General features: G+C 69.7%; 19 protein-coding genes. 4 read left to right on the forward strand and 15 right to left on the reverse strand.

Annotated features, from left to right (window positions below; genetic code table 11):
* Positions 1–21 precede the first annotated feature (21 nt).
* The 3 genes from AB0H28_RS12350 to AB0H28_RS12360 all read right to left on the reverse strand — a co-directional run bounded on the left by AB0H28_RS12350 (position 22) and on the right by AB0H28_RS12360 (position 4563).
* Complete coding sequence (locus tag AB0H28_RS12350; RefSeq protein WP_358037746.1) at positions 22–3807, reverse strand: phage resistance protein; 3786 nt, start codon at positions 3805–3807, stop codon at positions 22–24.
* Between the two features lie 175 nt (positions 3808–3982).
* Complete coding sequence (locus tag AB0H28_RS12355; RefSeq protein WP_358037749.1) at positions 3983–4237, reverse strand: hypothetical protein; 255 nt, start codon at positions 4235–4237, stop codon at positions 3983–3985.
* Positions 4234–4563, reverse strand: coding sequence for a DivIVA domain-containing protein (locus tag AB0H28_RS12360; protein ID WP_358037752.1), 330 nt, complete (start codon positions 4561–4563; stop codon positions 4234–4236). The genes AB0H28_RS12355 and AB0H28_RS12360 overlap by 4 nt, the downstream gene beginning before the upstream one ends.
* Positions 4564–4924: 361 nt before the next feature.
* On the opposite strand from AB0H28_RS12360, the gene AB0H28_RS12365 reads away from it, so the two are divergent.
* The 3 genes from AB0H28_RS12365 (at position 4925) to AB0H28_RS12375 (ending at position 6849) form a co-directional block, all read left to right on the forward strand.
* Complete coding sequence (locus AB0H28_RS12365) at positions 4925–5803, forward strand: helix-turn-helix transcriptional regulator (protein ID WP_358037755.1); 879 nt, start codon at positions 4925–4927, stop codon at positions 5801–5803.
* A complete protein-coding gene (locus tag AB0H28_RS12370; protein WP_358037758.1) occupies positions 5796–5996 on the forward strand; it encodes a DUF397 domain-containing protein in 201 nt (66 codons plus the stop codon). The genes AB0H28_RS12365 and AB0H28_RS12370 overlap by 8 nt, the downstream gene beginning before the upstream one ends.
* Before the next feature lie 142 nt (positions 5997–6138).
* Positions 6139–6849, forward strand: coding sequence for a hypothetical protein (locus tag AB0H28_RS12375; protein ID WP_358037761.1), 711 nt, complete (start codon positions 6139–6141; stop codon positions 6847–6849).
* 50 nt (positions 6850–6899) lie between these two features.
* Here AB0H28_RS12375 and AB0H28_RS12380 read toward each other — a convergent pair whose 3' ends face one another.
* From AB0H28_RS12380 to AB0H28_RS12435, 12 genes are all read right to left on the reverse strand, one after another.
* A complete protein-coding gene (locus AB0H28_RS12380) occupies positions 6900–7439 on the reverse strand; it encodes a DUF6879 family protein (protein WP_358037764.1) in 540 nt (179 codons plus the stop codon).
* A 79-nt stretch (positions 7440–7518) separates the two neighbouring features.
* Complete coding sequence (locus AB0H28_RS12385; RefSeq protein ID WP_358037767.1) at positions 7519–8127, reverse strand: transposase; 609 nt, start codon at positions 8125–8127, stop codon at positions 7519–7521.
* On the reverse strand, positions 8106–8570 hold the full coding sequence (locus AB0H28_RS12390) for a winged helix-turn-helix domain-containing protein (RefSeq protein WP_358037770.1): 465 nt from the start codon (positions 8568–8570) through the stop codon (positions 8106–8108). Before AB0H28_RS12390 ends, AB0H28_RS12385 begins: the two co-directional genes overlap by 22 nt.
* 164 nt (positions 8571–8734) lie before the next feature.
* A complete protein-coding gene (pglX, locus tag AB0H28_RS12395; RefSeq protein ID WP_358037773.1) occupies positions 8735–12265 on the reverse strand; it encodes a BREX-2 system adenine-specific DNA-methyltransferase PglX in 3531 nt (1176 codons plus the stop codon).
* A gap of 34 nt (positions 12266–12299) precedes the next feature.
* Positions 12300–14006: a DUF262 domain-containing protein gene (locus tag AB0H28_RS12400; protein ID WP_358037776.1), complete on the reverse strand. Its 1707-nt coding sequence runs from the start codon at positions 14004–14006 to the stop codon at positions 12300–12302.
* Positions 14007–14019: 13 nt separating this feature from the next.
* The gene (locus tag AB0H28_RS12405; protein ID WP_358037779.1) at positions 14020–14859 is read right to left on the reverse strand and encodes a hypothetical protein; all 840 of its coding nucleotides are present in this window, start codon (positions 14857–14859) and stop codon (positions 14020–14022) included.
* The gene (locus tag AB0H28_RS12410) at positions 14849–16105 is read right to left on the reverse strand and encodes an AAA family ATPase (RefSeq protein ID WP_358037782.1); all 1257 of its coding nucleotides are present in this window, start codon (positions 16103–16105) and stop codon (positions 14849–14851) included. Before AB0H28_RS12410 ends, AB0H28_RS12405 begins: the two co-directional genes overlap by 11 nt.
* A 136-nt stretch (positions 16106–16241) precedes the next feature.
* A complete protein-coding gene (locus tag AB0H28_RS12415) occupies positions 16242–16517 on the reverse strand; it encodes a type II toxin-antitoxin system RelE/ParE family toxin (RefSeq protein ID WP_358038231.1) in 276 nt (91 codons plus the stop codon).
* 2 nt (positions 16518–16519) lie between these two features.
* Positions 16520–16789, reverse strand: coding sequence for a type II toxin-antitoxin system prevent-host-death family antitoxin (locus AB0H28_RS12420; RefSeq protein WP_358037785.1), 270 nt, complete (start codon positions 16787–16789; stop codon positions 16520–16522).
* 65 nt (positions 16790–16854) lie between these two features.
* A complete protein-coding gene (pglW, locus tag AB0H28_RS12425; RefSeq protein ID WP_358037788.1) occupies positions 16855–20973 on the reverse strand; it encodes a BREX system serine/threonine kinase PglW in 4119 nt (1372 codons plus the stop codon).
* Positions 20974–21037: 64 nt separating this feature from the next.
* Complete coding sequence (locus AB0H28_RS12430; protein WP_358037791.1) at positions 21038–21448, reverse strand: hypothetical protein; 411 nt, start codon at positions 21446–21448, stop codon at positions 21038–21040.
* Positions 21445–21729: a hypothetical protein gene (locus AB0H28_RS12435; RefSeq protein WP_358037793.1), complete on the reverse strand. Its 285-nt coding sequence runs from the start codon at positions 21727–21729 to the stop codon at positions 21445–21447. Before AB0H28_RS12435 ends, AB0H28_RS12430 begins: the two co-directional genes overlap by 4 nt.
* A 61-nt stretch (positions 21730–21790) precedes the next feature.
* Here AB0H28_RS12435 and AB0H28_RS12440 point away from each other — a divergent pair, with 61 nt between their 5' ends.
* Positions 21791–22930 carry a site-2 protease family protein gene (locus AB0H28_RS12440; protein ID WP_358037796.1) on the forward strand — a complete coding sequence of 380 codons (1140 nt, stop codon included), beginning with the start codon at positions 21791–21793 and terminating at the stop codon, positions 22928–22930.
* Positions 22931–22983: the final 53 nt, after the last annotated feature.

Raw genomic sequence — 22983 nt, forward strand, 5'->3', positions numbered from 1 at the left:
GACCACGGCGGGCCCGGCGGGTCACCGGATCTCCCAGGTGACGACCACCCGGCGGCCTGCGGCGATCTCGGCTTCGATCTCGGCGGCGACCTTCGTCCAGTCGGCCGGGTCGGTGATCTCGTGACGCCGGCGCTGGTTCGCGACCAGGCTTGCGCCGGTCACCTCGCCGCCGCCGGGGGCGGTGACGGCCCCGGCGTCACCGACCGGGACCGCGTCGGAGGCTTCATCAACCGGGGCCCGGGTGCCCTGCTGCTTCGGCACCTGGTGGGCGCCGCCGAGGACGGGTCCGGCGGGTGCGGGCTCGACCGGCGCCGTCGGCAGCTCGGCGAGCAGCGCCGCGGACGCGGCGGAGGCGGTATGGAATGCCTCGACGAGATCCTGGCCGTGCTGTTCACGTCGGGCGACGTCCCGGAGCCGCCCGATGACCTCGCTGGCCCGCTGGTCGTGGCCAACCCGCGCGGAGATGGCCCGGAGCAGCGGCCACTGCGGGCTTCCGGCCAGTTCGCCGGTGAGTGTGCCGGCCTGGCTGAGCACCGCGCCGACGGCTTGGTCGTCGACGTCGCCCAGGTCGGCCCGGGCCACCATCTCGACCAGCACCACGTCGTCCCGTTCGGTGGCGACGTCGGTCACGAACCGGTACGCCCGTCGGGCGGTGGCGAGTCGACCGGTGGCGGCCGTGACGTCCAGGCCCAGCACGTCGGCGTGTGCGGTCAGCACGTCGACCAGGCTGCCGGCGGCCTTCTTCCGCTCACGCGCCTGCTCGCGCAGGGCGTCGGCGAGTTTGCCGAGGTTGGCGGGGGTGCGCCAGGCGGGAAGCACGCCACCGAAGATCGCCGCGCCTCGACTCACCGCGCTCGACCAGTCCGCTTCGCTGGGCATGGGAGGGTGCCGCAGCTCCATGTCGTCCCGGACCGCGGCGAGGTGGGGCACGTCGACCTTAACCTCGTGCTGGTACCAGGCGAGTTGCTGGTCCAGCCCGAAGGCCATGATGATCAGGTTCTGCAGTTCCCGGTCGAATCCGAACGCGTCGGGCTCGTCGATGAGCTCACGCAGACGTGAGACGGGAAAGCGGTCGGTGTATCCCTCGTTGGCGGCGGCCTGGAGGAAGTGTCGACTCCATCGCGAGGTGGATGTGGTCAGCACGTACCGGCCGTCGATGTATTCGCCGAGCCGCAGGTTGTTGCAGACCCGCCGGAGGGTCCGCTGGTCGACCGGGTTGGTGACGGTCACGCCGCGGGTCGGGTCGGCGGCGGCTCTCCGGGCGTACTCCAGGATTTTGGCCAGTTCGCCTCGGGTGACGGGCTTCTCGTCCTCGGGCATGGCCGGGCGGCCGGGGTAGGACCAGGCGAGCAACTCGCCGGTGAGATTGGCGAACGCCTCGGTGAGGGTGCCGCCCCGGGGGTCGCCGATGTGCAGGCCGTCGGCGAGGGTGTGGAACACGCTGATGGTGTCGTCCTGCACGTCCGACCCGCGGGAGGTGGCGGACCCGTACGCCTGCATGAGCGCGCCTGTCAGGGTGCTCCGTAGCTGGGACTGGCGCTGCTGGAGGTAGACCTTGCCCTGTTGCCGGTCGGCCAGCGGCCAGTCGGCCGCCAGCGAGTTGAGCCGGTCACCGGCGCCGTTCAACAGATAGTTGATCTTAATGAGCTGGCCCACTTTCGCCATCAGCTCATCGGTGAGATAGAACGGCAGCCAGAAGACGGTGCGTGAGCCGCGCTCCAGCCGCTCGATCCGGGCCAGGTCGGCGTTGCGCTCGTAGCCCTGCGGGTCGAACGGGTAGTCGATGATCACCCGCCATGCCTCACCGGTGGCGATCAGCGCCGGGGCCGGCATGGTGTCCGGGTCGCGGACGTTGCCGAACTTCACCTGCACGGTGTGCGACCGGCCACGCCAGGCCCGGGTGTGCAGCAGCTCGCCGAGCTGCCCGTCGACGCCGACGATGCCCATCTCGGCCGTTACCAGGTCGCGGATGAGCTGCTGCCGGACGCCGGTGGTGCTGGTCTCCTGTTCGGGCACCAGGTCGAGCAACTTGTCGTAGTCGACGGTGTGCAGCTTGAGGCTGACCACCGGATCCGGGGTCTTGGTCAGGTGCAGCTCGCCCGCGGCGTCGGCGACCCGCTCAAGCCGGTTGATCACGATGGTGCGCTCGTAGCCGGGAATCGGTGAGGTGATCGAGCCGAAGTTGAGCGCGTGCAGCTTGCCGGCGGTGAGGTTGTGCAGGGCAGGCACGTCGGGCACCAGGGCACCGAGCAGCACCGTCTTGATCAACTTGTCGTCGAGCTGGAACTGCTGGTGCCCGGCCGCCGCGTCCTCGCCGATGTCGTTGAGCTTGAGCAGGATCGGCCGCAGTTTCTGCGTGTAGAGCGTCCGGGCGGACTGGAAGAGCTGCTTGAGTTCGGGCCGGTCGGGCAGCTCGCCGTGCAGGACCAGGGGGTCGAAGAGCGCGGCCACCCCGATCAGGTCGTTGACCCGCAGGCTGTCCCGGCGGATGACGAGCAGCTCGGTCATCACCTTCAACGCGGTCCGCTCCCGCTGCAACGCCTGCGACAACGCGACGAGCGTGGCCACCAACGCCGGCGAGAACGGGTAGAGCTTGCGGAAGGCAGCGGCATCGGAGCCGATCCCGGCGTCACCGTACTGCGCGCCGAGCAGCAGCGCGTCCCATACCTCCCGGTTGCCCCGCACCGCGGCGAAGGCGTTGTCGATGACCGCCCGTCCCTCGTCGGTGAGCGGCTTGAGCAGGCGCTTCTCGGTGATCTCGGGCAGGTTGGTGTCGGCGAGGACGATCTCACCGAACCGGCCCTGGACGCTGCGCATCACGTGCGCCAGCGCCTCCCGCTCGGTGCCGCCGACCTGCGGGCCGAGGAATTCCTCCAGGTTGCGCTGCCGGGCGACGAACGAGATCAGCGGCAGCGGGCGGGTGGCGTCGGCCGACTCGATGAGCTTGTTGAGCTTGGCGCCCTCGGTGTTGACGAAGGTGTGGTCGCTGATCTTCGTGGAGAGCCAGAGGATCAGCTCGTCCAGGAAGAGCACCAGCGCGTCGTACCCGAGCGCCTTGGCGTGCCGGGTGATCACGGCGAGGCCGGTGTCCAGGTCGAGGTATTCCCCGCTGCGGACCGCGCCGGTGAAGAACGTGCTGGTCAGCGCACTGACCAGGCGGTCCCGCTGCTCGGTGCCGGGCGGCTCCGCCGCCGCGGCGGCGTAGATCTCGGGGGTCCAGCCGGTGGCGCGGGCGATGTGCGAGGCAAGACCGCCGCCGGCGGCCGTGGGCGCGCCCCCGCCGTCGCGCAACGCGGCGAAGAAGGCGTCGTCGCCCATCCGCGCGCGCAGCCGCGCGGCGTCGTCGAGCAGCGCGTCCGACCGGTGTACGGCCGGGACGGGCGCTTCCGGGTGCAGCCGGGTGATCTGGTTGAGGTAGCCCTCCAGGACCGCCTGTTCGACGGAGCGCGCGTCGAGCATGTGGAAGGTCAGGGTGAGCAGGGTGCGGTCGCGCAGCCACGGGTCGGCGGTGAGTACCGGCTCGGCCAGGCCGCGCACCTCCCGGGCCTCCGGGTTGTGCTGGAGGATCTCCCGCAGCACCGCCATGAAGTGTGACTTGCCGGAGCCGAACGAGCCGTGCAGGAACATCGCCTGGGAGCGGCCGGTGGTCACCGCGTGGCCGATCCGGCGCAGCGCGTCGGCGAAGTTGTCCCGGAGCTGGTCGGTGACGACGTACCGACGCAGGTCGGCGCCCTCGGCGGCCCGGACGACGAAGTCTCCGTCGCCGACCGAGACCGGAATGTCGATCACGTCCCGTAGCAGGGTCATGCCACTCCTCGCACTGCCGCTCCCCCCGGGGTGACACCCCCGTCACCGACAACCCGCCGATCCTACGGGTTGACCGCAGCGGGTCCCAGCCGATGCGGCGGCCGGTCAGTCACGGACCGCCGCGATGAAGATCAACCACCGGCTCGGCACGCCGACGAAGTCGCCGGCTCGCCGGTCACCGGCGCCCCAGCCGGCGGGCGCAGGGTCCGTCGTGCTCGGCCCGAAGCAGGCAGCGCCGGCCGCCGGGCATCCGCAGGTCGCAGAAGACCCGATGGTGTACGCCCTGCTCGTCCTCGGCGGACACGGTGGTCTCACCGGTGTCGCTCTGCGGCAGGACGAGGGCCCAGCGGGCCACCAGCCGGGCGAGCCGCTGCGCGGCGGGCAGGTCCGGGGCGACCACCGGCAGGTGGATCACCCATCGCTCGCTCACCGCACGCTCCGATGCCCGGACCCCTGAAGCTCGGCGAGGTGGACCCGGGACTGCTCGGACTGCCAGTCGCGCAGCGCGTCCCGGATCCGCTTGTACTCCTCCTGGCTGCGGACCAGCGCGTCGTGGGCCTCGGAAAGCTCGCAGGCCACCCGTTCGAGGAACAGCCGCACCTCGTCCGGGTCGAGGCCACGGCGGGTCCACCGGAAATTCCGCTGCCGCACCTGGGTCGGGTGCAGCGGCCGGCAGGACGCCGACCGGTAACAGGTGGAGCCGCCGACCGGCCTCGGCCGCTCCGCGCGCTCGCGCCGCCGAAAGAAGACCCGCATGGAGAGACCACCTCTCGATCCTGGACGTCGTCTGGATGGGTGGGCCCGTCGGCCCGCCGCGCGCCGACGGACCCACCCGCACCTGCCACCGCAGCCTTCGCTCAGCGGTACGACAGCAGGGCAGCTCGCGGCCCCTGACCTGGGCTGATCCACAGTGGCCGCGAAGGCAGTAGAGCAGCACTCCATGCTGATTGCAACGTCTCAATAGTGAAGTGGCTTGCGGGGCGATCTTTTGCGAGGGGACGCTCTGTAACTTGTCTATTGCTAGGTGAACATCAGGCCGCTTTAATTGGTCGAGAGTTCGTCCACGATGAACGATGTGAGAGGCCCGGCAGTGTCACAGACCGTCACTGGATCGACCATGCTCCGCCGCCAGATCGGCCGGAAGTTCGAAGCACTCCGCAAAGCCGCCGGCCTCACCATGGACCAGGCCGCCGAACAGCTCGACCGTGCCCGCGCGACGCTGCACCGGATCGAGAACGGCGCCGAACACGTGCGCTTCCGCCAGGCCGACGTCAAGGAGATGCTGAACCTCTACGGCGCTTCGGGCGAGGACAGCGAGCTGCTTCTGGCGATGACCGCCGCCACGCGGGAGAACAAGAACTGGTGGCACGACTACGTCGGCTCCGGCCTGCCCAAGTGGTTCCAGCTCTACATCGGCTTGGAGGGATCAGCCTCCACCATCCGGCAGTACGAGGCAGAGTTGGTGCCGGGGCTACTTCAGACCCGAGCCTATGCCGAGCACCTCTTCGGCATGCCGGGCGGCGCGATCAACCCGAACGACGATCAAGAGCGACAGCGCGCGGTACAGCTACGCCTTCAGCGTCAGGCGCTGCTGACACGCTTCGCCGCGCCGCAACTCAGTGTGATAATCAACGAAGCCGTACTGCGTCGACAGGTTGGCGGTCCCGCACTCATGGCCGAGCAGCTTCAGCAGATCATCAAGGCAGCGGAGCTACCGAACGTAACGGTCCGAATTCTGGATTTTTCCGCTGGACTGCACGCCGGAGCGATGGCCGGCGCGTTCTCGATCCTGGATTTCCCACTTGACAGCAAGGGCCAGACCGTTGAGCCTCCCGTGACATATCTCGAAGCTGCGACGGGAGCCATCTACCTCGACAGGCCCCACGAGACCGAGGCATACGACGCCATCTGGGCAGACATGACAGCTCGGGCACTCGACGAATCCCGGACACGCGCGTTGATCAACGAACTGATTGAGGAGTACACCCATGGTTGACCTTGTCGGTGCGATCTGGCGCAAATCAACTCGCAGCAACAACGGCGGCAACTGCGTCGAGGTCGCTGACAACCTCGCTGACCTCGTCGGGGTGCGTGACAGCAAGGACCCGGCGGGGCCGGTCCTCACGTTCGCGCCCGAGACGTGGGTGGCCTTCGTGTCAGGGGCCAAGCAAGGCTCGTACCACCGCTGATCGGAGCCGTACCCCTCGGGCGCTGGCCCGCACCAGCCGGCACCCGAGCCCCGCTTCCTCGCCGGTCGTACCGCTCTCGATTGCGACGCGGCCCGCCGTGCGGTTGTTTGACAGCGACCGCCCCCGGTCCGACCATGTGCCGATGGTTTCCGATGAGTTGAGGGCCAAGGCGGTCGCGTTGCGCGCCTCGGGGCGTACCCCCAAGCAGATCGCGCGGGAGTTGGGCCTCACCCGCGCGGTGGTCGGCCCCCTGGTCCGCGGCGTCGCCGTGGAACGGCCCGGGCGGAGCCGGCCCGCCGACCTGCCTCTGCTCGGATGCTGGATCAGCCCCGGGTGGAGCGAGGGTCTGCTCATCGAGGACCGTCCGGACGACTGGGTGGACGTCGCCGACGACGGATCGATGACTGAGACGGCTGGTCTGACCAGCGTGTTGGTCGCCCGCCGGGAGGGTGACCGGGTGAGCCTGGCCGGCTTCCTGGTGGACACCTACTGTCTCGGGGCGAAGAACGCCCTGCCGCCCAGCACCTTCGACGAGCGGGACGTGTCCGCGTTCGCCGACGATTTCTTCGGCAGCTACGCCGCGCTTCCGCTGGCCGCGCCGATCGACCTGGCGCGGCATCTCGTGTTCGGTGCCGTCGAGTACGCCCGTGGCCTCGGGTTCGACCCGCATCAGGACTACTACGCGGCGGCCGGTCACCTGGGCGAGTGGCAGCCACCGAGCCGGATCACCTTTGGCCGCGACGGTAAACCATTCTTCCTCCAGGGGCCGAACGACAACGCCGCGCGGATCATGCGGACGCTTGACCGCTCGGTCGGCGCCGGCAACTACCACTTCACCGCCGTCGTCGGCTGACAGCTCCCGAACTGTCGACTCGGCTTCGACCTTGGGACGGCCGGGCTCGTTCAGCGCCCGGCCGTCACAGCCGCCGGAAGCTCCGCGAAACGGGTGGCTCTCGTCCACGCCCGGTCCCGCCACTGGCAGTGCCGCAAGACCTCGGCAGGCTCTTCGGTGACGGTGAACCCCTCGAATCGGTCATCGTCGGTGAAGTGCAGGAACGCCACCACCCGCGAGTCGAACAACCAGAAGTCGTAATCCGGCAGTGCCAGCTCTGCCGCCCGTCGCCGCCCGAGATAGCGGATGTCCTCGCCCGCCGCCAGGTTGTGCGGCGTCACCGACATTTCGAACCGGAGGTAGTCGCTCGGGGGCTCATCAATGACCCGAACCCGCTCCACGGTCTTGCCCGTCGAGGTCTCCGTCTGCATCAGATCAAGCCAGGACCGGAGCCACTCGATGCCCGGATCCGCACCGGCAAGGAACGCCTGGAACGGCTCGTCCTCGGAGGGGAGCCCGTACGACCGGCGGACCTCCAGCTTGAACGCAGCGTGTTCGAAGTCTTCGAAGAGACGCTGGAAGGCGTCTGGATCATCGATGAGCGTCCCCATCTCAGCCCTTCTTCCCGAACCGAAGCTTCATCGTTCCTCCTCCAACGGCGCTACAGAGATTGAAAGGTCAAGGTTCGAGCTATCTCGGTGGCTCGGGTTCGAGGGTCATGCCGGTGCTGGCGAAGAAGCCGGCGAGGAGATCGGTCTGTTGCTGACACGCGCGTAGTCGACGTTTGACCAGTTCGGCGAGGTGGTCGACACCGCGGGCGGCGGTGTTGGTCAGGCCTCGTTTCATCCAGCGCCAGACGCCTTCGGTGGGGTTGAGGTCCGGAGCGTAGGCGGGTAACCGGATCACGGTCAGCCACGGCCGAGTGGCGATCAGGGCCTGCATGCGGCGGCTGACGTGGGTGTTCAGGTTGTCCCAGATCAGCACCATCGGTGCCTGTAGACGCTGGTGGGCCTGGTCGAGGAAGGCGATGTAGTCGTCCTCGCTGAAGCTACCGCGTTCGCCTGTACGACCACGGTGCAGCCGGGTTCGCCACATCAACCGGCCTCGCTGTCCGGGCTTGAGGCAGACCAGGCCGGCGATCGAGACCCGGCCGGAGCCCTTGCCGGAAACCTCGACCACCGGCGTGTGCCCCCGCCGGGCCCACGTCTTGGCCACCGGCGGTCGCATGACCTGGCCTGCCTCGTCCTGGAAGCAGATCCAGGCGTCTTGCGCCGCCGCTAACCTCTTACCGACGGCCACCGCCCGCGCTGCCAGCCGGTGATCGCTTCGGGATCGCGTTCGATCGCCCGACGAGTGGGAACCTGCTGGCTGTACCCGATGCGATGCAGCAGATAGGACACTCCGCGCAGCGTGTAGGAGACGCCGAAACGGCGCTCGATCATCTCGGCCACCCGCGCGAGGGTCCAGCGGGCATCGTCCCAGCCGTGCACGATTGGCCCTTCGTCGAGCATCCCGGCCAGCTGTTTTAGCTGCTCAACCGAGAGTTTGCAGTCCGAACCGCCCGGCCCGGCCGACGCCAGAGCCTCCGTTCCGCCAGCAGTCCACTGCCGTCGCCACAGACGCACCGACTTCTCGGAAACCCGCAGCTCAGAAGCGATCTGCGCGGTCGGTACGGACCTCCCGAACATGGTCGCGGCTTGGATCCGGACCTTCTCACGCCGGACCCGGGCTGCCGCGTTCATGCCACCACCAGCCGGATATCTCATACCTCCGGCCTACCGCCCCCATCGACCCAAATCACGCAGACACGCCGACGGACGTCAGCCCTTCAACCTCTGTAGCCACGGATAGTAGTCAACCGCTCACGAGGCATCAATTGGACTCCCCACCGCTGGATGCCCGCCGTTCAGGGCAGTTCGGGTACGCCCCGCAGCAGCGCCAGCGCCGACCGGTCGGAGCTGAGCTGCGCCAACTCCGTGTCGATGAACGTGGTGAAGAAGTCGGCCGGTGACCCGCCCAGGAATGCCTGCTGCTTCTCCGTGTGCCACTGGTGCAGCCACGGTTCGATCTCGGCCAGCCCGGCGAGCAGCGGCAACAGCCGGTGCGCCGGCCACAACTCCTGCGTCCTGCGGTCGAGATAGACGGCGGCGAGCGCCTGCGCCTGGGCGAGGTGGTCCCACCCGGCCCAGCCGAGCAGCTCGCTGCCGTCGCTGTCCCGCCCCGCCTGCGGATACGAGATGAACCGTTCCTTCGGCACGTCGAGCTTGCCGCGCGCCTTCCAGTACGACGACCGCACGAAGTCCGCCGACGTGTACTTCGGCGGCACCGGGACCTCCACCTTCTCGCCCGCGTCCTCCCGCCGCTGCAACGCCCACGTCCGCTCCCACTGCGCCCGCTTGCGCAGCCCCGCCGGCTTGTAGCGCTGCGCCGGCAGATACGGCACGTGCTCCTCAGCGACCAGCCCGCCGAGCGTCCGCGTCAGGTCGTAGCTGTCGTGCCCCACCCACAGCTCCAGCACCGCCAGGAAGTCCTGATCGGAGCCGACCCGCTCGGCGAGCTGCGCCACCGACAGCGGCGTGGGGGTGCCGCCCCACAGCTCGGGCGCTTCCAGCCGGTCGAGCAGCCACTCCCCCAGCGCGGCCTTCTGCATCTTCTCCCACCCGTCGGTGGACCAGCGCCGCTTGCACTCGGGCCGCTCGATCAGCCCGATGTGCCGGTTCGCCGCGATGATGGCGATCCGCCGTTCCACCAACGACCGGTACGCCGCCGGCCAGTGCGCCGCCGGCCGGTCGATCGGCTTCGACCCGTGCCGGTTGAACCACTCGGTCTGCGCCCCGCTGGTGTGCAGCACGATCTCGAAGGCCCGCTCCCCCAACGCCAGCTCCGGCGGGTCGGCGCAGGTCAGATCCTCGTCGATCAGCCCGTAGAGCCGGTAGACCTCCCAGTCCAACTCCTCCTGAAGCGCGATCATCCGCGCCCGGGTCGAGCGGTATTCCGCCTCGGCCTCCGCGAGCCGCTGCCGGGTCGGCACCCCCGAGGCGGCCACCGCCGCCGGGGTCACGCTCGACAGCCGCTGCGCCAGCGAGTCCAGCTCACGAGCCCGATCCAACGGGTACGCCGAAGGCAGCGGAAACTGCCGAAACTTTGTAGCGTTGAATTGGAAGAAGCGTTCCCACTCCTGGCTTTTAAATCCCTCGTTGACTCCCTGCCCGCCTTTGTTATGACTCACCTGCTTCAGCCAAAAGCAGGCGGTTGAGCTGTTCAGGACACCGAGCAGCATCAGGTGGTCGTCTTCTGTCGCCCGTTCCGACAGCTTGATCACCGGCGCCGTTTGCTTGAATACCTTTCCACCTCGATCGAACACGAAGCGGTTATGAGTCGCCACCTCCGCGAACGTGATCGATAACGATATCCGATACCGCTTCGCGAAGAACATGCTGTGGTCGAACCACCTCAGCCCTCGCTCCTCGGGGGTTTGCTCAAAGTCGACCCGCTGTCGCAATGACGTGCGATTAGGCCAGTAGAATTGACGTTCACTGTCCGTCAGCTCGCGAGCACGGCCCTCTTCGTCGTAAGGGAAGAGGGTCCACGTCCTCGCCGAAAGCACGAAGTCACGCACACTTTCACCGAGCACGACCGGCACGCCGGCCTCGGTAAGGTTTCTGGTCCTGAAGGCGAAGTCAGGCGCGTAGTAGGCGTCATCAAGCCCGGTGTGGGTAGTCCGGCCCACCACATCGATGTGCTCACCTAAGAGCGAATTAGTACGACTCGTCAGTCTCGTCATCAGTTCCACGGAACCACCGCCGGTCAGGCTCCACGGATGGGCGGTGAGTTGAGTGCGCGGCAGATCGGCGACACTGACCCATTCCGACTCCGAGCCGGGTAGATCGATCTGACCGACGATCGCGCCCCATACCTTGCCATCAGCGGGGGCCTCAGGTGCCGCCGGCTCGCCTCGGACTCCGAGGACTGCGCGCAACGTCGGCACACGACGGCGTTTGTTGGCGCGGCCAACCAGGATCACCGTTGGGGTTCCGTGGCCGGGAATGAAGGCGCCCGAGGTGTCGATGACCTCGGTCAGCTCCACCTCGTGCGCGAAGTAGTTCTCGACGAGCTTTTTGCCGAACTCGCGCTTCATGAAGGCGTTGCCGGTGATCTGGCCGACGTGACCTGCTCCCTCACCATGCTCATCCGACCACTTGGCAAGGTCGAAGAACCGCTTCGCGAACGGCACGGTGAGGGCGTACTGCCGGTGGCAGACGGTGGGATAGATGCTGCGGTAGAGCCCGCTGCGCTTCCCGTCGGCGACCGTGATGTAGGGCGGGTTGCCGACCACCACCGTGTACTGGTTCTCGGCGAGATAGTCCTTGAGCAGGTCGGCGTCCTCACTGTCGTACGCGAAGATTTCCTTCTTTTCCTCCTCGTCACGCTCCTGCGTCTGGCTCTCCAACTCCTTCATCAGGTCGCCCTGGGCTCGGGAGTCGAATGGTCCCCACGGCAGTAAGGAGTCGCCGGTCGCCACGCGGACCGGGAAGGCCGGCGTCCGTTCCAGCTTGGTCAGGCCGCAGACCTGCATCGCGGCGATCAGCAGCCGGAACCGGGCGATCGCCACCGCGAACGGGTTGATGTCGACGCCGGTCACCTGGCCGAGCGCCCGCTCGGCCAGCACCTTGATGTCGGTGGCCGGTTCCCGGTCCTGCCACTTGCGCACCAACCGGTGGAACGCGCCCAGCAGGAAGTGGCCGGAGCCGCAGGTCGGGTCGATGACGCTGGTGGCGGGGAGGCCGAACTCCTTGACCGCCGGCTCGAAGGTGCGGTCGAGGATGAACTCCTCGACGAACTCCGGCGTCTGCAACAGCGCGTACGTCTTCTTCGCGTGCGTCGACAGGTCCTGGTAGAGGTCGCCGAGGAAGCGGGTGTCCAGCTTGTCGCGGCGCAGCGACTCCCGGCCGGCGCCCCGCCGGAAGAAGTCGCTGAGATCCTCCGCCGCCGGGCCGGAGATGTCGAAGCGCCAGACCGGGTTGTGCTTGTCGAAGATCTTCCCGGTGGCCTTCAGCCCGGCCAGGTAGCGGAACGCCTCCGTCAGCCAGTGCCGGTCGTTGTGCCGAGGGTTGGCGATCAGGTACGCCTGCCGGTGCTGGACCGCCCGGTCGGCCGGCGCGGCCGGGTCGTCGCCGCCGATCCACAGCTTGTCGGTGATCAGCGCGTTGTCCTCGCAGGACCGGACGAACACGCAGCCGAGCACCCAGGCCACCGCCGCCTGGTCGAGCACGTCGTCGAGCCACGTCTCGAAGCTCGCGCCGACCCGCTCGGCGGCCTGCGCCCGGGCGTGCTCCTGGCGCAGCTCCGCGCGCAGGCCCGGCGCCTCCGCGACCTGCCCACGGAGATCATCCACCAGGCTCTTGACCTGCGCCTGCAACGCCTTCAGCTCGATCACCGCCAGATTCTACGGCCTGCCGCCCCGACGACCGCTACTCAGAGTCGTCGTCGGCCACGCCTTCCATCTTTCCGCCGACCCGCACGTCCAGGTGAGCGGCGAAGGCTCGGAGGCGCTGCTCCAGAAAGTCGGTGCGATCGTCGACGAAGATCTGACCCCCGGCCCCGCCTTCGCACAACCGTCGCCACGCCTTGATCGGGATCCCGTGGCTGTCGAGGATCTGCTCCGTCATCGAACGGCCGACCGCGCTGGTCAGCTCGGGGTCACCGTCGAAGAGACCGGGGCCGCGTAGCGGATCGAGCCCCTTGAGCGCGGCGAGCACGCCGATGTTCGGCGTGGTCGGAAAGATCAACCTGTTGGCGGGGCGGCTGTCCTTCGGCACCACGTGCCGGAAGATCTGTGGATCCGAGTTCGCCAGCAGATTCGCCACGTCGAACGGCTGGCCCAGCATGTCGAGGCGCCGCGGGAATTCCAACGCCTCCCAGGCGACGTACGCCTTCGTGCGGGCGCTGTTGAGGTTGAAGGACTCGGGCATCGGCTGCACGTCGTCCTCGTCCGGCCGGAGATCCCCGTCGCCGACGGCGAACGCCCGCACCTCGTTCAACGCCCGGCGCAGGACGGTGGAGGTCGCGCCCGCGAACGCGCTGGACCAAGAGGTGATCCAGAACCAGCGGCGCAGCCGGTCGTACTGCCGGCCGCTCGGTTCAGGTTGAACGTGGAAGAACATGGCCAGCAACACGAGCTGGTGCGAATAGGGCAGGAACTTCGCCTGTGGTAGGCCCACGCCATTCCGAAGGAACTGCGCGGCGAGCCGCACCGCGCGGTCGGTCTGCGGCAGGGCGTCGTGCAGGCGGTTCTGCACATAGTCGGCCACCAGGCTCCACCTGGGCGACATGATGTCCGTCTCCCCGGCGATCGCCAGCAGCGACCGGAACACCGCCAACCGTGGCAGCTCGCCGAAGCCGGTGTCCGCGATGGCGGTGACGATGTCGTCGATCCGGCTCGCCAGGGAGGGCTGCTCCTTCCGGTATGTCAACGCGGACACCATCTGGTCCGGGTCCATCCGGGTGCCGGTGCGGTTCAGTCGGGCGTAGACGTTGACCGCCTGGTCGATGCTCGCTCCCTGGAGCCGGACCAGGGTCAACTTGTATCCCTTGATCCGTTGGGTGACCGCCTCGGCCTCCCGGATCAGGGAGTCGGCCTGACCGGCGTCCTTGACCCCCAGCTCCACCCGGTGGAAGTGTCGGAGGAAGTCCCGTGTCCGCATCACCGCCGCCAACGGCAGCAGGTGCGGCGAGAACCTGCCGGACCGGTGGTGGCGGTATCGGTCGGAGCCCAGCGGGTCGGGACGCAAGTCCCGGTAGATCTGCCAGATCCAGTCCCCCTCGTCCTCGGCCGGGCCGTCCCGCAGTGGCCGGTTGAGCACACCGAAGAGCGTCGACACCCGCTGATGCCCGTCGAGGAGGTAGGAGACCTGCCGACCGGCGGGCGGCGGCGGCACGTCCAGCCCGCCGATCCGGTCGAGCGAGGGCACCCGCTCGTCGGTCTGCCAGAGCAGCAGACTACCGATCGGGTAGCCGCGCTCGATGCTGTCGAACAGCTCCAGCATCTGATGGGGTCGCCACACGAAGGGACGCTGGAACGCGGGCACCCGGATCTCACCCCGACCGATGCCGCCCAGCAGATCATCGACGAGCGCGATGGTCGGGTCGGGCCGGATCTCGGCCTGGTCGGTACGCATGGAGCCCAGTCTCCTACAGGATCCGGTGGATCATCGCGAGCAACTCCCGCAGCTCCGCGACGACCTCCGGCCCCAACTCGGCGAAGTCCTCCTCGGTCAGGCAGGTGTGCTCGGCGATCAGCGGCCTCGGCATCTCCCCGAAATGTTTCTTGACGTCCAGGTATCGCCGCTCCTCGACGCTCTTGCTCCGCAGCGCGTCCACCTTGGGCAGTCGTGCCGGCAGGCTCTCCTCCCAGGCCCGGCAGGGGATGTAGTTCTCCGTTTCCCGGCAGCCCCACAGGTGCAGCTCGACACCGTCGACGGCCCGGATCTTCGCGGCGTAGGTGTCGTTGCGCGTCCGATGCCCGGGGTGCTTGCGGTCGCTGTCCATCAGTGCCGCCAGCCGAACCAGGAGGGCGAAGTGTCGGCGACGACGCTCGACGAACTGCGGCATCCGGTCCTTGCCACCCGCATGCCCGATGGTCAGCCAGTCGGCGCGGATGGCGTGCACGATGCGCTTCGCGTCGAATGCCTCGGCGAGCGCGAGCAGGAAGCACTCCTCGGTGATCTCGTCCTCGACGACCAGCACCGCCGGGCGGCTCAGATCCGCCACCAGTTCCTTCAGCTCGGCGGCCGTGATCGCTGCCCGCCGCCCGGACGGCGCGGCCACGGTGCTCGTGGCTTCGGTGAAGGCTGTCTCGACGAACACCTTCACGCCGTCGAACGGCAGCGTGTCAGCGAAGCGTGCGGCACTGTCGGCCGTGGTCCGGTCCGGCCGCCACTCGTGCCGCTCCTGCATGAGCAGCTCAAGCAGTTTGACCACGGCCATCTTGTCGCCCTGGACGAACACCTCGGGCTTGATGTCAAGATGCATAGCCGCTCCGGCTCAACTGCGCGGTGGCCAACGCCCGGGCCTCCTGGTAATCCTGCGAGAAGTACCCGTCGGGCCAGCCGGCACCGAGGTTGCCCAACTCGTCGATCGCCACGCGCTGAACGGTCGAGACCCCGTCCTGCTGGTGCACCACATAAACCGCCACCGTGTCGGGCTGACACGCGCCCTCGGCGATGCGGCGTCTCAATCGCAACAACAGCGTCTCGCTGTGCGTCTCGACGAGGAACCGCGTCCCGGTCGTCCTGGCGGTGTCCAGGTAGAGATCGGCCAACGCGGCGTGGGCGGCCGGGTGCAGGTGCATCTCCGGCTCCTCGATGATCTGAAACGGTTTGACATCGACCTCACGCATCTCGTCGAGGGCGCACTGCACCAGGATGGGCAGCACCTGGGCCAGCCCGGTGCCGGCATCGGCGAGGTTGACCCGCACCGAACTGCCCCTGCGGGTCAGGACGGTCGACCACAACGGACCGGCCTGGATCTCCTCGATCCGCCAGTCGGGCACGATGTGCGGCAGCAACCCGTTGACCCGCTCGATCAGCTCTCCGCTGCGCCGGGCCCGATCGTCGGCGAGGATGCCGTAGACCCCTTGCCCCTCCTGCCCCACCTCGTGCGGGGTCCCGAACGGCAGGCGGTGCTGCCGTTCCGGACGGTCACGGTAGGCGCTGAGGAACCGGATCGGACCCAGAGACGGCCGCCACGTGTATCTGCCTGGCAGGAAGCGACGCACATCGAACACAGCCGGTAGCAGCCCACGGAAGCCGACCGGCTCGGTGCTCGGCCCCTCCGGTCCTCCGCGCACGTCGTAGACCGGCCCCGCGTCCGTGACCTCGATGGTCGGCTGCAACCGGTACTCGAAGGACTCTTCCCGGAACGCAAGGCGAAGATCGGATACGTACGCGGACTGATCCTCGTCGACGTAGCGGATCGTCGCTTCCATCGCGAAGGCGTTTCGACCCTCGACCTCGACCCCCAGGGTGAAGCGACCATGGGTGCTCTGCTCGAAGATCAGGTCGGGAAAGCCGTCCACCGGCGACGGTTGCAACCGGTCCAGGTCGAGCGGGGCCGTGCTGGTGGTGTCGAAGCCAGTCGCGATCACCAGGGGCGCCCGGGTCAGCACGCTCTTGCCGGAGTTGTTCTTGCCGAGCACCACGGTCACCGGGGCCAGCTCGATCTCCTGCCGGTCGCGGAAGCACCGATAGTTCTCAAGCGTGATCTTCCTGAGGGGCATTCACACGTTTCTACCAGGACACCCCGGCACGAATCATCCCGAGGCATGTCCGCTACATGACAGTCAGCATGCCACCACACCGCCCCAGCGGTGATCCAGTCCTCGGCGAGCCAGAGCGACTGGCTGGCCGGCGAGGTCAGAGAGTGTCGTAGACCTCGCCACGGTGGCCGAGGTGAACCACGAGGACGATCAGCTCGCGATCACGGACGGTATAGATGATGCGGTAGTCGCCGACCCGGATGCGCAGTAGACCGGGATGCCCGGCGAGCGCCTTCACACCGGCCGGACGGGGCTCGCTGGCCAGCCCGGCGAGCGCGGCGACGATGCGTGCCTGCACCGGTCGATCGAGCTTACGGAGCAGTTTGGCGGCGGCTCGATCGACCTGGACGGCGAAAACCGCCCCGGGTGGCACGCTCACAGACCCAGTTCGTCGCGCAGGTCGGTCAGCGGGACGGGGGTGTCACCGGCGTCGATCCGAGCCAGGGCATCGCGGGCCGCCGCGACGTCCGCAGCGTCCTCGGCCCGTTCGATCGCTTCGGCCAGGTCGGCGGGAACGATGGCGGCCAGACGCTGCCCACGACGGGTGACGTAGGTGATACGCCCGGCGTAGTGGGCACGGGACACGACGTCCGCGAGGCTGTCACGGGCATCGGAGATCGGAAGTTCGGCGGCGGGCTCGCTCACACCCTCATCGTACAACTCGTCCGAGTCGTACGAATGCCTGCGGCACGGACATCTTCGGAAGGTCGTTACGCCACGAGGGCCAGCTCGATCCAGTCGTCGGCGAGCCAGAGCGACTGGCTGGCCGGCGAGGTCAGCGGCAACTGCACGCCGTCCAGCACCGCCGGCTCGGGACGTCGCGCCGGCACCAACAGCAGCCGGGCCGCCGGCCGGGGCCGGGTCAGGTCCGCCAACTCCTGGAGCAGCCCGAGCTGCCCGTAGCGGGCCAGCGGCGCCGCCTCGGTGAGCAGCACCGGCCCGTCGGCGGCGGCGATCGCCTCGCCGATCGCCGGCACGACCTGATGCCGGACCAGGTCCACCAGGCTGCGGAAGTCGGCGTCCAACGGCACGCCGTTGTCGGCCGCCACGATCGCCTCCCACGGAAAGCCCAGGCCCCGCAGCCGGGTCAGCAGGATCGCGGTGACGTCCACCTCGGTCAGCGGCAGCCGGGCCAGCAGCGCCCGCCGGGCCGGGCCGAGCCGGCGCCACGGGGCCAGCACCGCGAGAAAGGCCCGCCGCTCGATCGCCGCGGCGAGCTTGTCGCCGACCTCGTCGGCGGCGGACACCCCGAGCAGGGGAGCCTGACTGGTGGCCATCCGGGTGCCGGTCACCGACGACATCGTGTTCGGCCGGCCATACCGCTGCTCGGGCGCGTGCCAGGTCAGCGGCACCTCCGCCGCGGCCAGCAGCTCCTTCAGGGCGGGGCGGCCGGGCAGCCGCTCGGCGCGCGGGAAGCGGCCGTGCACCCGGTCGCGGATCTGCTGCTCGCCGAGCGACTGCCCGATCAGGGTGCCCGCCGACAGCCGCAGCGCCCGCACCGCCGGCATCCCCACCGGATAGAGCTGACCCTGCGCGTTGACGTCGACCCGGTCGTTGCTCGCCACCGCCGCGAGCTGCAACAGCCGCAGGTCGGCCAGCGGCGGCATACCGGCCGGCACCGGCAGCCGGCGCAGTTCCTCCAGCGCCCGCTGCCGGGTCGGCAACGGGTCGCCGTCGGTCAGCTCCGCGGCCCGGTCGCCCAGCTTCACCGCGTACCCGAGGAAGTCCTCGGCGGTCACCGCGGAGGTCGGGTCGTCGGGCTCCCGGCCGACCAGGACGATCCCCGAGCCGTAGCAGCGGTGGGTGGCCACGCGGGCGTCCCCACCGGTGCTCAGCTCGGCCTCGACGGCGGCCCGGACCAGGCCGATCGCCTGGGGCAACCGCTTCGGCTCGGAGGTGTAGGAGCCGCGCGCGGCGATCACCGCCCGCGCCAACTCCGCGGCCGACATCACCGCGCCACGGGCGTCGAGGAGGGCGACGATCTCGTTGCGCACCGCCGCCAGCGCCGGATCGGCCAACCATCTCGGTGTCTCGTTCCGCAACGCCACGGAGATCTGCCGCTGCTTCCTGCCGGTCGCCCGGGCGACGTCGCTCTGCGCCGGCCAGTGCAGGAACGTGCCGTCGTCGGTGGGCGCCTGGCCGAGCAGCACGGCCAGGGCCCGGTGGTTGCGGGACGTCTTCGGCGGCAGCAGGGTTGCGCAGAGCGCCTCGACGCCCTGGGCCACCGGGCGGGCCTCGACGCCGGCCGGCCCGCTCAGGCCGGGCAGCACCGCACGCAGCGCGCGCGCCTGGGCGATGATCTCCTTACGGGTGGCGTCCGGCACCCCCTTCGCCCGGGTCAGCGCCGACAGCTCCGCGTCCAGCAGCTCGCCGACCGTGTGCATGCCGAGCCGTTCCAACGCCGACCGGGCCCGCGCGGTCAGCTCGGTGACCTCCAGCGGCGACTCACGGGTCAGCCCCACCACCGCCGGCTGCGGCCCGACCGGTGTCACCGCCGACTGCGGGACCTGCTGGAAGATGCCCCGCCAGGCGTCGGTCATCTCGTCGACCGTGTCGAACCGGACGGTGGCCTGCCGGGCCAGCGCCCGGCGGAAGAACTCCACCAGCCGGTCGGCGACCGCCGGGTCGAACGCCGCCGGGTCCAGCGCCACCTCCTCGCCGACCGCGGCCGGGTTCGCGTTGTCGCCCCAACGCGGCAGCGTGCCGGTCGCCATCTCGTAGAGCACCACGGCCGCCGCGAACCGCTCCGCCGCCGCGTCGTAGCGCAGTCGTCGCGGTGGGCCGAGGAACGGGTCGAGGTAGCCGACCGTGCCGGCGCCTAGCTGGTCGGCCGGCGTCGACGACAGCGAGAAGTCGAAGACACACAGGTGCGGTTGCTTGTCCTTCGGCCGGGGCCGGGCCGCCAGGTTGGCCGGTTTCAGGTCGCGGTGCCAGACGCCCTGACCGTCCAGATAGTTGACGATGTCGAGCAGGTCCCGCCCGTAGCGCTCCAGCAGGTCCAGCGCGAGCCGGCCGCCGCGCAGCTCCTCGGCGAGGGTCCGCCGCCCGGCGCTCTCCATCAGCAGCGCGGTCCGGCCGCCGACCCGCACCGGGCCGTCGACAAGCGCGGCCACCTGGGGATGCTTGAGCCCGGCCAGGGTACGGGCCTCCGCGGTCAACCGTTCCTCGTGCTGCTCGTCGCGGGCCACCTTCAGAACCAGTTCCCGGGGCTCGTCGGCGCGGGTGACCAGCAGCGCGACGGCGGTGGCCCCCGAGCCGAGGCGGCCCTTCACCTCCAGCCCGCCGTCGAGCACATCTCCCCGCTGCGCGGAGAGCGGATCGGTCACCGGCTCGGGCTCCGGCGCGGTCAGCTCGTCCCAGATCTTCTCCAGGTCAACGCGGAACCGCGAGACGCTGGGCAGTCGCTGCCCCGGGTCGCCGCGGGTGGCGTCGTAGACCAGCTTGACCAGCTCGGACGGCATCCCGTCCGCCACCGCGTCCAGGTGCAGCCCGCTGTCCCGCACCGTGTTGGCCAGATCCTCGGCCGTGCTGGCGGGAGCCGTTCCGGCGAAGATCCGGAAGGCGAGCGCGCCGAGCGAGAAGACGTCGAGCCGGTGACCGGGCATCCCGGCCGCACGGTCCGCCTCCGGCGCCTGGTAGCGGCGGACCTCGTCGTCGAAGAACAGGTCCAGCGTGGCCGGGTCGCTCGACGGGCCGAGGCGGGTGAGCTGCGACGTGCCGGCGAGACGCCCACCGGTCTGCCAGTCGGTCACCACAAGCGTCGGGCGCGTCCCGTCCGGGTCGCCGACATAGACCGCCCGGGGTGAGAGCGCCCGGTGGGCAAGCCGTCGGGAGTGGGCGTAGTCGATGATCTCGGCGAGATCCTGCACCAGTCGCAGCCGCTGGGCCAGGGTGAGCGCGTCCCCCCGCCGCAGCAGCCACTGGTCGAGGCGTACCCAGTCCTGCTGATGGTCGAAGACGACCGCCGGGCCCCACGGGTGGTCGACCAGGTCGTGCGCCCGGGCCACGCCCGGATGGTGGATGCCCTGAAGGAGGCGGAACTCCCGCTCCGCCGCCCTGCGGATCGCCGGCACCTCGTGCTCGGCGGCCCGGCTGGTCAGATAGAACCGGACCCGGCGCACCAACGACGTGTCCAGCGTGTGCCCGGCCAGGAAGTCCTGCCAGCCGAGCCCTTCCGCGAACGGCTTCGGATGCAGCAGTAACTGGCCGACCTTCCGGTCCGCCACCGACGGCCGGATCTTGGCGCCACGGACCAGCTCCACAATCTGCCGGGCCCGTGCCTCGTCCACCAGGTGACCCGGGTTACGCGGCGGGGCGAGCAGAAACGCCTTCAGGCTTGCCAGGGTGGCCCCGGGGTGGCCGTCCAGGCCGTAGACGTGCTGGCTGCCGATCACGTCGAGCTGCGCCCGCATCGCCCGGGCGTGCAGGAACACCGCCGCACCGACGTACGGCGTCTCGTGCTGCCGCCCCTGCTGCTTGGCGTAGTGGCGGATCAGGCTGGCCAGCCGCTTTGCCTTCCGGTTGGCCAAGATGTAGGGGTTGTCCTCCGGGATGAGCCGGGAGTTGGGGGCGCGGCGCACCCACTGGGTGCCGTCGCCGCGGATCTCGCCCAGCCAGTGCTTCAGCTCCAGCACGTAGAGGCCGCTCGGCGTGAGCACCAGGGCGTCGACCTCGTTGATCGAACCGTCCGCACCGACGAACTCGACGTTCGCCCAGACGTGGTAGGGCTCGGCGTCCGGCAGGTAGCCGGCCAGCTCCCGCAGGCCGTCCTGCTCCCAGGTGTAGGAACTGGGGTTGATCTGCTCCCAGCGCGGCGAGTCCTCCCGCATGCGCCGCCCCCTCTTGCATGATCGTCGCTGTCTGTTCAACCCCGGCACCTTACCGGGCAGCCACTCACTCCCAGGAGTCGGCGATGTCGAGGATCTCCAGGTCGGGTGGGGCTACCACAGCCACCGTCGGCACGTCCCGGGTCACCAGGTAGCAGCGGTAGAGGACGGCCGTGGCGACGGCGTGGGCCACGTCGAGAGGCACCTTGCCGCTCGCGGCGATCCGAGCCACCCGCCGGCTGGTCGGGCCGTCGTACACCGCGACCCGGATGTCACGGTCGGCGTCCAGGAGCAAGTCGAGCAGGTCGGTGGCCGGCGTCCCGGCGAGCTGGAGCTGCGCCTGGCCCAGGCACAGCGCCGGGATCCACACCTCCTGTTCCGGGTCCTCCTGGGCGAGGGTCAGCAGCGCACCAGGCTCCACGCTGTCCCCCGCGGCGTAGGCGAGCAGAGCGGAGGTGTCCAGGACCAGCCCGTTCACGCCGCTGCCGACCCCTCGTCGTCGCCGAACTGGCGCAGCCACCGCATGTTCCGGTCGTGCTGCTCGTCGGTGATCGAGGGCTGTTCCGCCAGTCGGCGACGCGCACGCTCCACGTCTTCGTCGGTGACCACATAGCCGTGCTCGGCCCATCGCGCCCGCAGCCCGTCGGCCCGCATCTTGCGCCGCAGGACGTCCGCGATGAAGCCGGACGTCGTGCCGTGCGAGCGCTCGACATACTCGGCAACGTCGTCGGGCAGGCTGATGGTGATGCGGCGCGTCATACTCTCAGCATAGTCGGTGCATACTTTGTTACCGGGGCGACGCGCTGGGTATGGAGGAACGATGAGGGCGAGTTTCCGGCTCGGCCGGGTGGCGGGCGTACCCGTCGGCGTCAACTGGAGTGTCCTGGTCATCTTCGTGCTGATCGCCTGGTCGCTGTCGGCGAGCCTGTTCCCGAGCTCCTACCCGGGCAACTCGACGCTCGCCTACGTCGCGGCCGGCCTGGCCGCCGCGGTGGTCTTCTTCCTCGGCCTGCTCGCCCACGAGGTGTCGCACGCGGTGGTGGCCAAGCGCAACGGCATCGAGGTCGAGGGGATCACGCTCTGGCTCTTCGGCGGCGTCGCCGAGCTGAAGGGTGAGGCCAAGGACCCGGGCGCGGAGCTGCGGATCGCCGGGGTGGGGCCGCTGGTCAGCCTGGTCATCGGCGTGGTGTTCGGCGCGGTGGCGGTGGCCGTCGCGGTGGCCGGCGGGCACGGGCTGCTGCTCGGCGCGCTGTCCTGGCTGGCCGGCATCAACGTGCTGCTGGCGCTGTTCAACGTGCTGCCGGCGGCGCCGCTGGACGGCGGTCGGCTGCTGCGCGCGGCGGTGTGGAAGGCCACCGGCGACCGGACCCGGGCGTCGGTGGTGGCCGCGGGCGCCGGCCGGGTGCTGGGCATCGTGCTGATCGGCCTCGGGTTGTGGCGGTTCCTCAGCGGGGCCGGGTTCGGCGGGCTCTGGCTGGCGCTGATCGGCTGGTTCCTGATCGGCGCGGCCGGGCAGGAGGAGCGCCAGGCCCGCATGGGTGACGCGCTGCGCGGCGTCCGGGTCGGCGACGTGATGACGCCGCAGCCGCAGACCGCGTCCGGCGACCTGACCGTTGCCGACTTCGTCGACAACTACCTCTTCGCGTACCGGCACTCGGCGTTGCCGCTGACCGAGCACGACCGGCCGGTCGGCCTGGTCACCCTCGACCGGGTACGCGGCGTCGCGGCGGACCGCCGCCCGTCGACCACCCTGGCCGAGGTGTCCTGCCGGGCGGACGAGTTGGTGCTCGCCCGGCCGGACGAGCAGCTCACCGAACTGCTCCCCCGGCTCAACGAGTGCACCGACGGCCGGGCGCTGGTGGTGGTGGACGGCCGGCTGGTCGGGATCGTCTCGCCCAGCGACATCAGCCGCGCGGTGCAGCGCGGCAGCCTGCGCCCGCGGTCGCCCGCCGGCCGCTGAGCGCCGGCCGGCGGCCGGCACCGGTGACCGCACCGAGCGAAGCGAAGGCCGGG

Source organism: Micromonospora sp. NPDC050980 (assembly GCF_040653835.1).
In the GTDB taxonomy this organism is placed as follows: Bacteria; Actinomycetota; Actinomycetes; order Mycobacteriales; family Micromonosporaceae; genus Micromonospora.